General features: G+C 45.1%; 10 protein-coding genes and 1 pseudogene. 9 read left to right on the top strand and 2 right to left on the bottom strand.

Annotated features, from left to right (window positions below; genetic code table 11):
- Nucleotides 1–86: 86 nt before the first annotated feature.
- Together recA and LEP1GSC061_RS07945 are read right to left on the bottom strand one after the other, a co-directional pair.
- Nucleotides 87–1,175 (bottom strand): recombinase RecA, encoded by a 1,089-nt coding sequence (gene recA, locus LEP1GSC061_RS07940; protein ID WP_016545015.1) that lies wholly within the window; start codon nucleotides 1,173–1,175, stop codon nucleotides 87–89.
- A gap of 280 nt (nucleotides 1,176–1,455) precedes the next feature.
- Entirely contained in the window at nucleotides 1,456–2,289 is an 834-nt protein-coding gene (locus LEP1GSC061_RS07945; protein ID WP_016544741.1) for a hypothetical protein, read from the bottom strand.
- A gap of 70 nt (nucleotides 2,290–2,359) precedes the next feature.
- Between LEP1GSC061_RS07945 and LEP1GSC061_RS07950 the strand changes: the two genes are divergently transcribed.
- From LEP1GSC061_RS07950 to LEP1GSC061_RS07985, 9 genes and pseudogenes are all read left to right on the top strand, one after another.
- Nucleotides 2,360–2,830, top strand: coding sequence for a hypothetical protein (locus LEP1GSC061_RS07950; protein ID WP_040508270.1), 471 nt, complete (start codon nucleotides 2,360–2,362; stop codon nucleotides 2,828–2,830).
- A 3-nt stretch (nucleotides 2,831–2,833) separates the two neighbouring features.
- Nucleotides 2,834–3,238: an HIT family protein gene (locus tag LEP1GSC061_RS07955; protein ID WP_016544426.1), complete on the top strand. Its 405-nt coding sequence runs from the start codon at nucleotides 2,834–2,836 to the stop codon at nucleotides 3,236–3,238.
- A 54-nt stretch (nucleotides 3,239–3,292) separates the two neighbouring features.
- Nucleotides 3,293–4,675, top strand: a complete 1,383-nt coding sequence (locus tag LEP1GSC061_RS07960; protein WP_016544328.1) for a TldD/PmbA family protein — start codon at nucleotides 3,293–3,295, stop codon at nucleotides 4,673–4,675.
- On the top strand, nucleotides 4,675–6,012 hold the full coding sequence (locus LEP1GSC061_RS07965) for a TldD/PmbA family protein (RefSeq protein ID WP_016544206.1): 1,338 nt from the start codon (nucleotides 4,675–4,677) through the stop codon (nucleotides 6,010–6,012). Before LEP1GSC061_RS07960 ends, LEP1GSC061_RS07965 begins: the two co-directional genes overlap by 1 nt.
- Nucleotides 6,013–6,220: 208 nt before the next feature.
- Entirely contained in the window at nucleotides 6,221–7,468 is a 1,248-nt protein-coding gene (locus LEP1GSC061_RS07970) for a hypothetical protein (protein WP_040508134.1), read from the top strand.
- A gap of 211 nt (nucleotides 7,469–7,679) precedes the next feature.
- Nucleotides 7,680–7,886, top strand: a complete 207-nt coding sequence (locus LEP1GSC061_RS07975) for a hypothetical protein (protein ID WP_040508135.1) — start codon at nucleotides 7,680–7,682, stop codon at nucleotides 7,884–7,886.
- A pseudogene (locus LEP1GSC061_RS21425) lies at nucleotides 7,823–8,005 on the top strand (metallopeptidase TldD-related protein); the annotation flags it as partial. The gene LEP1GSC061_RS07975 and the pseudogene LEP1GSC061_RS21425, both read left to right, overlap by 64 nt.
- 736 nt (nucleotides 8,006–8,741) lie before the next feature.
- Nucleotides 8,742–9,542: a hypothetical protein gene (locus tag LEP1GSC061_RS21430; protein ID WP_156844512.1), complete on the top strand. Its 801-nt coding sequence runs from the start codon at nucleotides 8,742–8,744 to the stop codon at nucleotides 9,540–9,542.
- Nucleotides 9,543–9,615: 73 nt separating this feature from the next.
- Nucleotides 9,616–15,300, top strand: coding sequence for an alpha-2-macroglobulin family protein (locus LEP1GSC061_RS07985; protein WP_016544312.1), 5,685 nt, complete (start codon nucleotides 9,616–9,618; stop codon nucleotides 15,298–15,300).

Raw genomic sequence — 15,300 nt, forward strand, 5'->3', positions numbered from 1 at the left:
ATGAAAGAAGCCGAGCCTGTTGGAATAAAAAAACGCCGGATGAATTTCATCCGGCGGTCAATGGTTTCTAAAAAGAAAGCCAGCGTTTATCCTGCAGCCTTTTGTGTGTTTTCATTCGGTGCAGCGGGGAGGGGTTTCCCGTCCGGCGGTAGCGGAGGAAGTCCGTTCAGATCCCTAACCATATTTTCTATCTGGAAAGCGATCTCCGGATTGGCCCTAAGATACTCTTTGGCCGCTTCCTTACCTTGCCCGATCTTTTCCGTATTATAGGAATACCAGGCTCCGGATTTACTAATAATGTCGTGTTTTACGCCCAAGTCAACGAGAGAACTTTCTCGACTGATTCCGGTGTTATAGATTATGTCGAATTCCGCCTGACGGAAAGGAGGGGCCATCTTGTTTTTTACAACTTTTACACGGACCCGGTTTCCGGTTGCTTCTTCCTTTTCCTTTAAGGTTTCGATCTTACGAATATCCAGACGGATCGTACTATAGAACTTTAAAGCGTTTCCACCAGTGGTCGTTTCCGGAGAACCGAACATGACTCCGATTTTCATACGAATCTGGTTGATGAATACGACTACCGTCTTGGACTTGGAAATCGTTCCAGTAAGTTTCCTTAAGGCTTGGGACATAAGTCTTGCTTGTAGGCCCATATGGGAATCCCCCATATCGCCTTCGATTTCCGCCTTAGGAACCAAAGCAGCTACGGAGTCTAAAACCACGATATCGATCGCGTTGCTTCGGACCAAGGATTCACAAATTTCTAATGCTTCCTCTCCGTTATCCGGCTGGGAAACCAAAAGTTCTTCCAGGTTTACGCCTAGCTTTTTGGCGTAGGAAGGATCCAATGCGTGCTCCGCATCGATGAAAGCTGCGACGCCCCCTCTTTTTTGCGCCTCCGCAATGGCGGACAGCGTAAGGGTTGTTTTACCGGAAGATTCCGGTCCGTAGATTTCTACGATACGTCCCAACGGATAACCGCCAATGCCTAAGGCAATATCCAAATCCAGAGATCCGGTAGGAATCACCGGGGCTACGGAACTGGCTGCCGCGGATCCCAAACGCATGATGGATCCTTTTCCAAATTGCTTTTCAATTTGGGTAACGGCTTGGTCGATCGCTTGGCGTTTGGAATCGTCCAAACCCTGGGCTTCTTCTTTCTGCTTTTTCATGGACTCTTTAGCTCCTTCTCTTGCCAAGAACCGATTCCCCCTGGAAACAAACTGCGCGTCTTTTTTTAGGGAATCCTTTCTTTTCTATCAGAAGAATACTCGCTAGCCCGGACAAATTCCAGGTGCGAAAGAAAAAAACCTTTCGATTCCCTCGGGAAAAGCTTCCAGGAAACTTCACCTTATGTCACCCAAAAAATCGAATGGTAGGTGAAAAAAATACAAATATCCGTATAGTAAATATGCTTGGAGTAAAAATGGGGTCCTAAAACCGGGGCAAAACCTAGGTAGGAGGGGGCCCCAGTCTTTCTTTTTTACGTAAGAAGGAGATCTCCGCCTTATGAGTCCTTCTCGTTTGGTCCTTGAGGAAGATCCAAAAGCGATTGGAATACAAAGCGAATACCGCAATCGCCAAAAGACAGAGTAGAATTTTAGAGATCAGTAATATATAAAACGGAACTAAGTTATGGTTCGGGAAGTAAAAAAGTAGGTATCCGTTCTCTGAGAGAAGAGAAACGTTATTCTTTCTTTTCTTTTCCTCCTGAAAATAGGATCTGATTTCGGAAATATCCAGATTCTTAACAGGAAATCCTTGCCTTTCTCTGGAGAGAAGCAAGGCCCCCGATTCGCTGTATAGGAAGAAGCTACCTTGCAATTTCAATTCCAACCATTGGTCCAGAGGTCGGGAAGAAATATTACGAAAGGAATACCTGATCTTTCCTTGCTCCGTTTCGAAGCTAAATGCCGTTTCCGGAAAATTCTCTTCGGTTAATAGAACGGTATTCGGCTCCAAACCTGATAATTCGTAGCGGACCGCGGAGATTACTTTTAGGGCATCCAATTCTTTGCGGATGTTTTGGATCCACTTTGGGTGTTCCTTCTTTTTGACGGGGTAATCGGCAAAAAGTCGTTCTAATTTGGTCTCCGTATCTTTTCGGAGATCCTCTATATATTCTTTGGCGAGAGTCCTTACGATTCGTTTCTCTTGCAGGACCGGATGGCCAGACCACTCCAAGACGGAGTCCAGATATTCCGATACGGGTCGATCCGCGGAGAATAGGGCGGATGGAAGAACGAGGAAGAAAAGCAAGAAGAGCGAGCGTAAAACCTTTGACATGGAGGCCATTTTTCCTGTATTAATCAAACCATATTCGAAAACGGCAAATGAAAAGCGCAAAAATTTTCCTATGAGTCTCCAAGAATTACACAAAATACGAACCACCAAAGCCTCCTGGCAGGACTTCGTAGAATACAGCATTCACACTCCTTTTTATAAAGAAACGAAAGAAAAAACCAATTCTCTAGTCGAAGCCATCCAACTCACTCTTTTTCACGATTATCTCTCCACATTCTCCGAAGAGGAAAAGAAGATGTTTTTATCTTCTCCCGGCGATTTTAGGGCCTCGGCGGAAAAGTTTACGAATATCCTGGAAGGGGTGCGTTATTCTCCCGAAGGATACAACGAGAGGGAAAGGGCACTATTCTTAGGAATGGTGAAATCCCTTCTTCTCGAGCACAAATCCTCGGAAGGCGAGGTATCGGATATGGAAAGATACCATTTCTATCGCTGTATTATCCGCTTTTGTTCCAATCTGGACTATATCGTAAGAGTCTACGAAAGGTACAAGGCCTATATTTCCCAAGGTTCCGGAGTCTGATTCTTGTCCGAAAATCCGGATTGCCCGATTTGTAAGATTCACGCCGAGGAAAAGATCCTCGGCTTCCTATTTAAAAATCGTTCCTTCCTCGTCAGGCATGCCCCCGAAGATAAAAAAATTCCAGGTTATCTTTATGTTGAGCTTCTTTCTCATAGGGAAAAATATTCCGAATGGGACTCTAAAGAATTCGAGGACTTGGGAGAAGCGCTTCGGTCTGCGACGGATTGGATCCAGAGTCGCTATTCTCCTCCTAAGATCTATACGGTTCTCGTTGCAGAGAAGGTAGCGCATATGCATTTTCATTTGGTTCCCAGATTCGAGGATCTAAAAGGACCGGAGTACATTCGTCTGGCCTTGGAAGGACTGGCTCCGGCCCCGGTCGGGATCGCATTTCCCGAGTTCGCATAATCTATTCTCAAAGGATGTATTTCCCGAAACGATTCGGTCTAAAGTAACAAGTATATGAATCAAACTCAGATAGAATCTCTCATAGAAGCGGGCAAGTCCCGGAAAGCGGACTTTGTGGAAATCTACGAAGAAGAATCCCGCAATTCATCCATCGCATTAAGGGATCAGAAAATCGAACAATCTCTCGCAGCTACGGATTATGGAATCGGAATCCGGCTGGTTTACGGCACCGACGTTTTATACGCATATACGAGTAACGATGATAAGGATCACCTTCTTTCTCTCATTCATCTATTGGCGGATTCCAGGGGAGAAGCTAAGAATGCTCCCGGCGGTTTCAAATTAACGGGACAACCCGCAAAAGCGAACTTCGGAAAGAATATCCACGACCCCAGAAAGGTCCCGCCTTTCAGAAGGTTGGAGATCCTACAGACCGCGGACGATATCGCGAGAAAGGTATCCTCTAAGATCGTTCAAGTGGGAGTGAGTGCCTCCGATATAGTGACTAACGTTTTAATCGCGAATTCGGAAGGGCTTTGGGTGGAGGATCTTCGTATTCGTAGTCGATTCTTTCTTTCGGTGACTGCGGAGAAGGATGGAGAAAGATTCGTTGCTAGCGAATCTCCCGGTGCGGTTAGAGGATTCGAATTTTTCGAAGGACTACCCGTTGAGAATCTGGCAAGGAGAGCCGGAGAAAGAGCGATGTTCATGTTGGATGCGGGTTATATAGAAGGTAAAAGAATGCCCGTGGTCATGGGGAACGGGTTCGGAGGAGTGATTTTTCACGAAGCATGCGGTCATCCTCTAGAAACAGAAGCGATCCGAAAAAAATCCTCACCCTTTGTCGGGAAGTTGGGAGAAGCGATCGCTCAGTCCTGTCTGACTGCGTACGACGACGGAACGATAGAAGAGCAATACGGATCCCTTACAGTGGACGACGAAGGGATGCCGACTCAGAAGACCCTTCTCATCGAAAAAGGAATTCTAAAAGGTTATTTAGCGGATCGTATCGGTGCCCAGGAAACGGGTGTGCCCAGAACCGGAAGCGGGAGAAGAGAGTCGTACCAATATGCTCCCGTATCCCGTATGAGAAACACATATATCGCGGCCGGTTCGGATCGTTTGGACGATATGTTAGCCTCTGTGGATTTCGGTCTATATGCCAAGCGTATGGGCGGAGGATCTGTGAATCCGGCCACTGGAGAATTCAATTTCGCGGTAGAAGAAGGTTACGTTATCCGTAACGGAAAGATTGCGGAACCGGTAAGAGGGGCCACTCTGATAGGTAAGGGGCATGAGATCCTTCCAAGAATCTCCATGGTGGGCGAGGATTTGGAATTGGCCGCTGGAACCTGCGGAGCCTCGTCCGGATCCATACCGGTTACGGTCGGTCAACCTTCCTTGAAAGTGGATGAAATTCTCGTGGGAGGACGTTAATGGAGCTGGAAGAAGCCGCTCAGTTCGTTTTGGAAGAAGGAAAGCGTCTCGGGCTCGGCAGTTTCGATTTGATCGCTACTGATTCCGAAGATATCGGAATCGAAGTCTTCCAAGGTAGGATTACCTCCACGGAAACGTCTCGGTCAAGAGGCGTGGGTATACGAGTTTTCAATAATTCCAGGCCGGGATACTCTTATAGCGAGAGATTCAGTAAGCAAGCCCTTTCTCAGATGGTAAGGGACGCTATGGACCAGACGGAAATCACGGATCCTGTGGACATAGAGCTTCCTTATCCCCAAGCTTTACCTAATTTGGATCTGAAACATTTTAATCCAGAACTGGAGTCTTTAGGCTTCGATTGGATGCGTAAATTGGGATTGGAGTTGGACGAGGCAGCTTGGGCTTCCGATTCCAGAGTGGAGAATGTTCCGCATGTAGGCGTAGGCAAAAGCCGCTCCCAAAGTTTGATTGCGAACTCGAAAGGAATATTCGTAAAAAAGGAATCCAATGTGGCCTACACTGGTACGGGACTCGTGGTTGCTTCCGGAGAAAATAAAAAAATGGGAAGTTACTATCGTTCCGGTCGAGATCTCTCCCAATTCGATCCCAAACGGATCGCGAAGGAAGCCTCTCTGAGAGGAACGGAACTTCTGGACGCAAAACCGCTTTCGAGCGGAGTCTATACCGTCGTTTTAAGTAATAGAATCAGCGCTCAACTCGTCGGAATGTTCTCTTCTCCTTATTTTGCGGATGCGGTTCAGAAGGGACAGTCTAGATTACTCGGAAAACTGGGAAAAGAGATCGCATCTCCAATATTTAATATTTATTGTGAAGCTCATATTCCGGATTATCCAGGTTCCCGGTTGATAGATGCGGAAGGCATACCTACTTCCGAGCGAACCACTGTGGTGGAAAAAGGAGTCTTAGGAGCCTACCTTTATAATTTGGAATCTGCGAAGAAAGACGGTGTTCCTCCGAGTGGTCACGGCGTACGATCCTATTCAGGAAGAGCAGGGACATCCTTCTCTAATCTAATCGTTCCCAAAGGAGAGAAGAATCGGGCGGACCTTCTATCCTCCGCGAATCATTGCATATTAGTTACCAAACTGGAAGGTGGAGCGGGTTGTAGCGCCGTATCCGGAGAGATTTCGATCGGAATCCAAGGAATCTATTATAAGAACGGAAAACCGCAACATGCGGTGGATCGGATCACTATGAACACAAATTATTTCGATCTGCTCCTTAAAATCGGAGGAATCTCGAACGAATACTCGGATAGTTATTCCTCTATCAAGGTGCCCGATCTTCTTTTGGAAGAAATCCATATCGCCGGTTGATTTGTTGCTCTATGAAAAGGGATAGACATGTAAGAATAATACTTTCTACTTTGCGTTTTTGCCTGAATAGGAATGTGGTTGCCGATTGAACATTTTTAAAGATCCAGAACGTATAGAGACACATTTGCGGTCTTTAGTTTTATTGCTACTGGTGATCTCGACCTCTATCTTTATTCTTCTGATTACATATGGGGTTACTTTTCCTACGATGAACGTAGAAGGTGGTCAACTTTCTCCCGAAAATACTTCTTTATTTCCGAAGATCGGCCTAATAATTTCAATCGAACTCTTGTTCGCCTTTTTGATTCTACCTAAAATTCATTCATCTTACAATTCCGAACAGCAATCCTTAGAACGCAAATATGTTCATACTTTTAGTATCGTTTTAATCGTGATCGGTTACGTGATTTCATTTTATCGCGGCTTTCGGTTGCCGAATCTATGGACGATGGGATATTTCGTGCCTAGTTATTTTGACGGAATTTATCGTAGAGCATTTGGAGGAACTTTTCTTTATTTATTCGGAGAATTGAGATTCAATTATTATTTCATTCTTGGTGTGCAGATTCTTATTTTTCTGGCATTAAATCTTCTAATTCTAAAGGCAATTTTTAAGTCCAGTTATCAAATTAGGATTCTTTTCGCTCTTTTTCTTCTATCTCCAGCGGGAGGCTATTTTTTTCATGAAATCGGATACATCGACCAATTACTTTTTTTAATTCTTGGAGTTGCGATATCTTTGAGGAATCAGTATGCAGCATATTCTTTGATTGCGATTTCTCCGCTCTTCCATGAAGAAGCTTTAATTATTGTTTTTCCTTGCTATTATTTATCTTTTTTCTTTAGGGAAAGTCAGGTGGTTAGTAAGTGGAAATGGATATATCCGATTGCGTTTGCAAGTTTACTATTCATAATCATAGTTTCAGTTCGCTCTAAAGGGGATGCCATAGCCGAATTTACGATGAAATGGGCATTGAACGCTAACTATCCTCCTCGCTTTGACTATATCGCTTCAGTGCTTGCAACAAAGACTACTGCATTCGCTGCGCTTCATTATACGGAACATCAAATTGGCAGCTTGGCGATAACTGTATTCGCCGGTGTAATTGCCTCGTTTACGGCTTCGCAGCATGATTTCGGAAAAAAACAAAATTTATTATTCTGCGTTGCAATCTTATGTGCAAGTTTGCCGCTTTCACTCGGGTTTATAGGTTGGGATACAAGTCGCTGGATTTTCCTATCCTTGAGCGCTTCTTTACTCGTATTTTACTTGGCTCGCAAGTATTTGAGAGGTTTTCTGTTTTACGCAAGTGTAATTTCTATCGTTTTATTTTCGATGCAAGTGAGATTGCGCTATTTTGACGGTTTCGAACCGCGTAAACTAAATCCGACGGCGATAGAGGCCTTTTTCAAAAATGACTTTTTGCGTATAGCTACCGAAATTCCCAAACTATAGTCTTTTTCATTCGAATCCGAATCGATTATTTCGATAGAATTCTTTTGCTTTCTTACGGGCAATTTCTTGCTTGCAAGAACCGTGGCGATTTAGTCTCTGTCGGGGAATGCCTTAACTCCGGGTGTGGCTTATTCTTTTCATACGGGTGGGCCCTTGGTTTCCCGGATGGCTCCGTTGATATAGCCCCTTCTCGGAAGATCAGATTTTTGTTTTGGAATTTGACACGGAACCCAAGCTTTCCGACGTATCCGAGAAGATCTGGTTCGCTTTGGAAGGATTGGGGAATAAAATTCCTGTCCGACTCTTGCAGGGTAAGGATCGGGAAAAGATATTGAACATTTCCGGCTTCGATACAGAATCCAAGGAATCTATTATAAGAATGGAAAACCGCAACATGCGGTGGATCGGATCACTATGAGCACAAATTATTTCGATCTGCTCCTTAAAATCGGAGGAATCTCGAACGAGTACTCGGATAGTTATTCCTCCATCAAGGTGCCCGATCTTCTTTTGGAAGAAATCCATATCGCCGGTTGACCTTCCATCTTCTTGTGCCTGAGAGTAGGAATGAATCGAGCATTAACGAAGCCGATTCATTCTTTTGGCCTTTGGTAATAGAGGACAGCTAAAGTGGAATATTGAAATGGAAATTCTTAAACCGAGCGATTCTATAGAGAAGAATGTCGGAAGGCTCCTACCGTTTCTTTGCTTTTTATTGGTCGTTACATTCGTTTTTCTAATCGCTTTCGATGTTCAATTTCCCACCCTGAATATTGAGAAGAATGAACATTCGCCTAAACCGACTTTGCTCCTTCCTGCCGTCGGTTTAATCATTTCTGTCCAGATTTTGTTAGGCTTTCTGGCTTTGAGAAGAATACGCCTTGCGGATGCAACCGAGAAAATTGGCAGCTTTGAAAAATATTATAATATATTAAGTTACTGTTTGATGCTCCTAGGCTATGTCTTCTCGTTTTATCGGGGTTTTCGGATGCCCAATCTTTGGTCGATGGGTTATTTTGTTCCAGGATATTGGGATGGAATTTATAGACGTGCCTTGGCGGGAACTTTTCTTTCATTGTTCGGAGATCTTAGATTCGATTATTATTTTATCGTGTCAATTCAAGCGGCGATCTTCCTGGCTTTCCATGCGATTCTTTTGCGGGAAATGATTCGCTCTAATTTTGCCATTCGATTTGTATTCGCGTTCTTTTTGCTTTCGCCGGCCGGAGGCTACTGGTTCCACGAGATCGGGTATATCGATCAGCTGCTCTTTTTGATTTTATTTATTTGTATTTTATCTAAGAACTCGTTTGTGCCAGGATTCCTGGTCGGCGTTTCTCCTCTTTTTCACGAACAAGCACTTCTTATTATTCTGCCGGTCTATTTACTTTCCCTATACTTCAAGGAAAACGGTTTTTCTAAGTGGTGGTTTCTTCCCTTTATTCTTGCATTCGTTTCCTTTTTTATTTGTTTGTCTGTTCCTATCGTCGGATTATCTCTAGCAGAATTCTTTAATAGTTGGAAGTTGCACGCAAATTATTTTCCTCGTCTCGATTATGTGAACGATGCGCTCATCGCAAAAACAACAAGATTTATGGCGATGCATTATGCGGAAGACCAGATCCCGATTTTGGTTCTTACTGTGATTGTTGGCATATTTGCTTCCTGGACCGCGGCTCTAAACAACTCTGCGAAAACTCGGAATACTCTTTTCGGCTTAGGAGTTATCTGTTTTCTTTCTCCCTTGCTTTTGGGATTGGTAGGTTGGGATACGAGTCGGTGGATTTTTCTATCTTTAGTGAGTAGTCTTTTCATTTTTTATTTGGGGCGAGATAGCTTAAAAGGGAATTTATTCTATGGAAGTATATTCGCCCTTGTTTTACTGACCGCCGTCGGAAATCTGCGCTATTTCGACGGTTATCGACCGAGGAAGGTGTCTATTAATTCAGTGCAACAATTTATAGAATCCGGCTTTATCCAAGAATCGACAAGAATTCCGAAGCTTTATGTTTTAGGATCAATCACACTATATCCTTTGCAAAGACAACAGAAGATTGACTTTGTCTTTCTTTAAGACCGAAATTTCTTGCTTGCAAGAACCTTAGCGATTCGGAAAAAAGAATGCATTCTTTTCAAAGGGTGTACCTTTGCGCTTCTCATTTCTTCGTTTTTTCCCTCTATTCATTTTTTGTTTTTTTCTGACCTCCGTTTCCGGCCAAGGAGGGAAGGTCCAATTCTCCTTTTCCCCACAGGGAGAGATCAAAAAGGTCGGTCAGGTTCAGGTCTTGTTTAGGGAACCTATGGTTCCCTTGGGAGATCCGAAAAGAGCTGTCTCTCCTTTTACGATCGATTGTCCCGTCCAAGGAGAAGAAAGATGGGTAACGGAGACGGATTGGGTATACGAATTTTCCTCTCCTTTGGAGGGAGGAGTCTCTTGCAAATTCACTACGAAAGCGATTCGGTCTCTGGCGGGGAATACCTTAACTCCGGGTGTGGCTTATTCTTTTCATACGGGAGGGCCCTTGGTTTCCCGGATGGCTCCGTATTATTATAGCCCTATCTCGGAAGATCAGATTTTTGTTTTGGAATTCGACACGGAACCTAAGCTTTCCGACGTATCCGAGAAGATCTGGTTCGCTTTGGAAGGATTGGGGAATAAAATTCCTGTCCGACTCTTGCAGGGTAAGGATCGGGAAAAGATACTGAACATTTCCGGCTTCGATACAGGATCCAAAAAGACGATCGTATTCGCATCGAGGCAAATATTTCCCGCTAATTCCAAACTGAGACTGATCGTCGAGAAGGGATTTCGTTCCGCTTCGGGCGTAGCAAGTTCCTCGGATTGGGCCCAGAATTTCGACGTTCGAGCCGCATTTACAGCTTCCTTAAATTGCGAAAGAGTGCAAGCCAATTCAGGATGTACTCCTGTCTCGCCGGTGAATGTTCAATTCTCCGCGCCGGTTTCTAAAGTTTGGAAGAATCAGATCCATTTAAAGACTACCGACGGCAAAGTGATTCCGGTGGCAAAGAACCAATCGGATAGTGAAGAGGAAAATTCCTTCTATTCTCTTTCTTTCTCATCTCCTTTGCCTCCTAACGCCGAATTGCAGTTGGTTCTGCCGAAAGGAATCGTGGACGATATGGGAAGGCCTCTCCAAAATTTCGCCTCTTTCCCCTTGCCGTTTAAAACGGAGGACTTTCCACCTTTGGCTAAATTTTCCTCCGATTTCGGAGTCTTAGAAAAATTTCCGGAAGCTCTATTGCCTGTAACCGTTCGGAACATAGAAGCGCCCGTCTTCGCGCAACATCTGAATCCTCTTTCTCCCGAAGGAGAAGGGGAACTCATTCATGAGCAATGGGGAAAATTGAGCTCCAAAGGAAAGGAATTCCTAGGAAACGTTTTCGGTAAGGATGAGGAAAAGAAACCTAGCGGCGGAAAACCCTTGCAGGCTCAGTCGATCGTCATAGGTCCTTCCGATGTGAAGAATCTGATGCACTGGTACAGAAAAGGAAGAGAATACGATCATGAAAAATCCGTTTTCGAATCCTTGGATCAGAAAAAGCTTAAGTTCGGGATTCCGAGCCCGAACGGTCAGAAAAGATTCGAGGTAATCGGAATCCCTCTCAAAAAAAGCGGTTTGCACATCGTGGAGATTGAAAGCCCGATTCTCGGAGAATCTCTACATGAGAATAAAAAGCCGTATTATGTTCGCACTGCTGCTTTAGTTACGAACTTAAGCCTTCATTTTAAATGGGGAAAGTCTTCTTCGTTGGTTTGGGCTACGTCTCTGGACAAGGGTCTTCCTATGGAAGGTGTGGAAATAGGGATATACGATTGCAACGCGAATCTGATTTACCAAGGAACTACTGATTCCTCAGGTCTTTTTTCTTTTTCCAATAAAAACAACGGTGCGGAGGACAAGACCTGCTCCAATTCTCCGTTTTATAGCGGTCTATTTTTAGTAGGGAAAAAAGGAGACGATTTCACTTTCCTGCATTCGAGTTGGCAGGACGGAATCGAAACTTGGAGATACAATCTAAGCGGTGGATCCTACGACGGGGATTACCGTTATAAAACGGTGCTGGACCGACCTCTTTTCCGAGAAGGGGAAACGGTGCATATGAATCATATCGTTCGTAAAACCGACCCCTTCGGCTTCGAATATCCTAAAAACCCAGAGATTCCGACCGCGGTAATCGTGCAACACGAGGCCAGCGGTCAGAAATTCGAGATTCCGGTGCGCTGGTCCTCTTCTTTCACAGGAGAAACCGAGTTCCCCATTCCTAAAGACGTTATCTTGGGAGAATATTCGGTTTATCTAAAGCTTCCGCAAGATCGAACTGTGCAATCCGGAAGATTTACGGTGGCTCAGTTTCGTCTGCCTCTATTGAAAGGAGAATTGCAGGCGGACTCGGCAAAATTGGTCTCTCCGAAAGAAGTGCCTATCTCCGGATCGATCAGTTATCTCTCGGGTGGAAAGGCGGGATTATTACCGATCACCCTTCGTTCCTCTCTTCGAAATATAGGCGGGGCAAAATTCGCTTCTTACCCCGAATTTGAATTTTCGAACGGCACAGCGGTCAGCGCTTTTTCCCGCTACGACTACGGAGATGTAGAAGAGGGAACGGCCGCTTCTTCTCGTCAAGAATTCGGACAGATCAAAACTAAGACGGATGAGAATGGATTCTTATCCGAAAAAGTTTCCATTCCTAGGAAACTCGACGGAGTCCATTCTTTGGAAATGGAGATGGAATGGAAAGATCCTAATGGAGAAATCCAGACTGTAGGAAGATCCTTTCGTCTGCTTCCTTCTTCTTACCTGGTCGCTATCCAAAATGACGGATGGGTGGCTGTGAAAAATAAGATACGTTCCAAAGTGATCGTAGTGGATTCTTCCGGTTCTCCTGTTTCGGGAAAATCTGTGAAGGTGAAAGGTTGGGGAGTTCGATACATCTCGCATCGTAAAAGGATCGTGGGCGGATATTATGCTTACGATCATCGCTTGGAAAAGAAGGATTTGGGAGAAGTATGTTCCGGAAGCACGGACTCTCTGGGAAGATTGGATTGTCAAGGAGCCGTTTCCCAAGCGGGTCAGATTTATCTGGAGGCCAGGGTAGAAGGCGAGGAATCCTATGCTCATACCTCCGTTTGGGTGGTGAATGAAAAGGATCTTTGGTTCGGATCCACCGATCACGATCGAATGGACCTGATTCCGGAAAAGAAAAAATACGAGCCGGGAGACACCGCTAAATTCCAAGTTAGGATGCCTTTCAAGGCCGCTACAGCGCTTGTGACCGTGGAGAGGGAGGGAGTATTTCGCTCCTTCATACGGAATCTGAGCGGGAATGAGCCGGTAGTCGAAATTCCATTAGAGAAACATTATGGACCGAACGTTTTCGTCTCCGTACTTGCTGTGCGAGGAAGAGTCGAAGCGCCTAAGCCCACCGCCTTGATCGATTTGGCCAAGCCCGCTTTCAGATTGGGATTTGCGGAAATACAGGTGGGTTGGAAACCCTATGAATTGGATCTAAAGGTTTCTTCCGACAAGCAGGAATATAGGCCTAGAGAAAAGGCGAGGGTCAAAATCAAGCTTTCCGAAACGGATAGAGCGAATTGGAAGGGAGCTAAAATCACTATCGCGGCGGTGGATGAAAGTCTATTAGAACTAAAGCAAAATCTATCTTGGGATCTACTTTCTGCGATGATGGGACCGAGAGGGCTCTCCGTCCGAACTTCGACGGCTCAAATGTTCGTGGTCGGAAGAAGGCATTTCGGTTTGAAAAGCCTTCCCCCAGGAGGAGGTGGTGGTCAGTCCTCCACAAGGGAACTTTTCGACACGTTACTTTTTTGGAAAACGGATTTGGAACCGAATTCCGACGGAGAATTGGATTTGGAGATTCCTCTCAACGATTCTTTGACTTCTTTCCGGATCGTAGCGATCGGACTTAGCGGAGAAAATCGATTCGGTTCCGCCTCCACAAGTATCAGGTCATCCAAAGAAATTTTGGCTTACGCCAGCGCTTCTCCTTTCGTTCGGGAAAGCGATCGTATCCAAGCAGGGGTTTCTCTAAAGAACACTACTACCAAGCCCATATCGATAGATGTTTCCGCGGATACGAACCCGAATCTTGGATTACAAAAAAAGAATATTACTCTCGGTCCAAACGCTTCCGGAGTCGTTTTATGGGATTTCGAGGTGCCCAAGAATCTAACTTCCGTTCGTTACGAATTCCAAACGACTGCGGACTCGATCGGTTTTAAGGATAAGTTCGTATTCCAACAAAAGGTGGAGGGTTCCGTTCCCTTGCAAACTTTACAGGCGAATTTCTACCAACTCAAACCGAATGCGGAAATTCCTTTGGAGGAACCGGCGGACGCCGAGCCGAATCGAGGTAAGGTGGACGTTTCCCTAGCTCCGAGCCTGGTCTCCGGACCACTGGAGGGTATTAAGGGTTATATGTCCGCTTATCCTTATGATTGCTTGGAGCAGAAGCTCTCTCGTGCAGTTTCCTTGAACGATCCGGGACTATGGAAGGAAACGGTCGGCAAATTACCCAAGTATTTGGATTCGGACGGTCTCTTGCGTTTTTTCCCGGATTCTTATTCATACGGTAGCGTGGCACTTACGTCATACGCACTTTTATTGGCTTCTGAAGCGAAATGGGAGATTCCGGAGAAACCGAAGCAGGCTATGATAGGAGCGCTGAACCGTTTCATAGACGGAACATTATATCGATCCTCTCCCTTGGTGTCCACGGATACCATGCTTCGAAAAATCACCGCCTTGGAGGCCGTTTCCAAATACGGATCCGTAGAATCCTCCAAGATACGAGCCGTGCAAACGGATCCAAACCGACTCCCCGTGGAATCCTTGATTTCTCTTAGAAATCTATATAGGCAAACGAACTGGGATTCCGGTCAGAGAAAGAAATTGGACGAAGTTCTCCGTTCAAAATTAAGAATACAGGGAAGTTCCTACGAACTCTCCGGAGACGGATCCTATTTATGGTGGCTATTGTCCTCACGTGACACCGCTTCCGCGCGACTCTTAAATTCCATCATGGAGGACGGAACGTGGAAAGAGGAGACTCCTAAACTCTTACGAGGGCTTCTAAACCAATCCACTAGAGGTAAATTCGATTTAACCACGGCAAACGCTTTCGCAAGTATCGCCTTGAGAAGATACGGAAATATTTTCGAATCGGGAGAAGTTTCCGGGACTGCAAAACTGAAACTGGATTCTCAATCCGGACAGTTCGATTGGAAGAATAAGGAAGGAACGGTAAGTTTCGAATTTCCAAAAGGTAAATCCAAATTGGAAGTAAAGCAAGAAGGCAGCGGGGAACCTTATGCTTATGTGAAAACGATCTCGGCCATTCCTCTGAAAAAGCCGATTTATAGCGGATTGAGATTGGAAAAAGAAATTTTGGACCAAGACGGAAAACCGAAAACTAGCTTTAAAGAAGGGGATATCGTTCGAGTTCGATTAAAAATCAAATCCGAATTCTCCATATCTTGGTTGGTTCTAAAGGATCCGGTGCCCGGGGGCGCTACCATTTTAGGTTCCGGATTGGGACGGGATTCTTCCTTACTTTCGGAAACTGTAAAACAGAATTACTGGGATAGCCCTAGTTTTGTGGAAAGGAAATTCGAAGGGATGACCGCATATTACGAGTATTTCTTTCCCGGAGAAACGAGTTTCGAGTATATGTATCGGATCAATTCTCCCGGGAAATTCAATCTACCACCGACTAGATTGGAGGCGATGTACCAGCCGGAATTATTCTCCGTTATCCCGAATACGGACCAGGTAGTTTCTCCTACGAAATAG

Source organism: Leptospira wolffii serovar Khorat str. Khorat-H2 (assembly GCF_000306115.2).
Taxonomy (GTDB): domain Bacteria; phylum Spirochaetota; class Leptospiria; order Leptospirales; family Leptospiraceae; genus Leptospira_B; species Leptospira_B wolffii.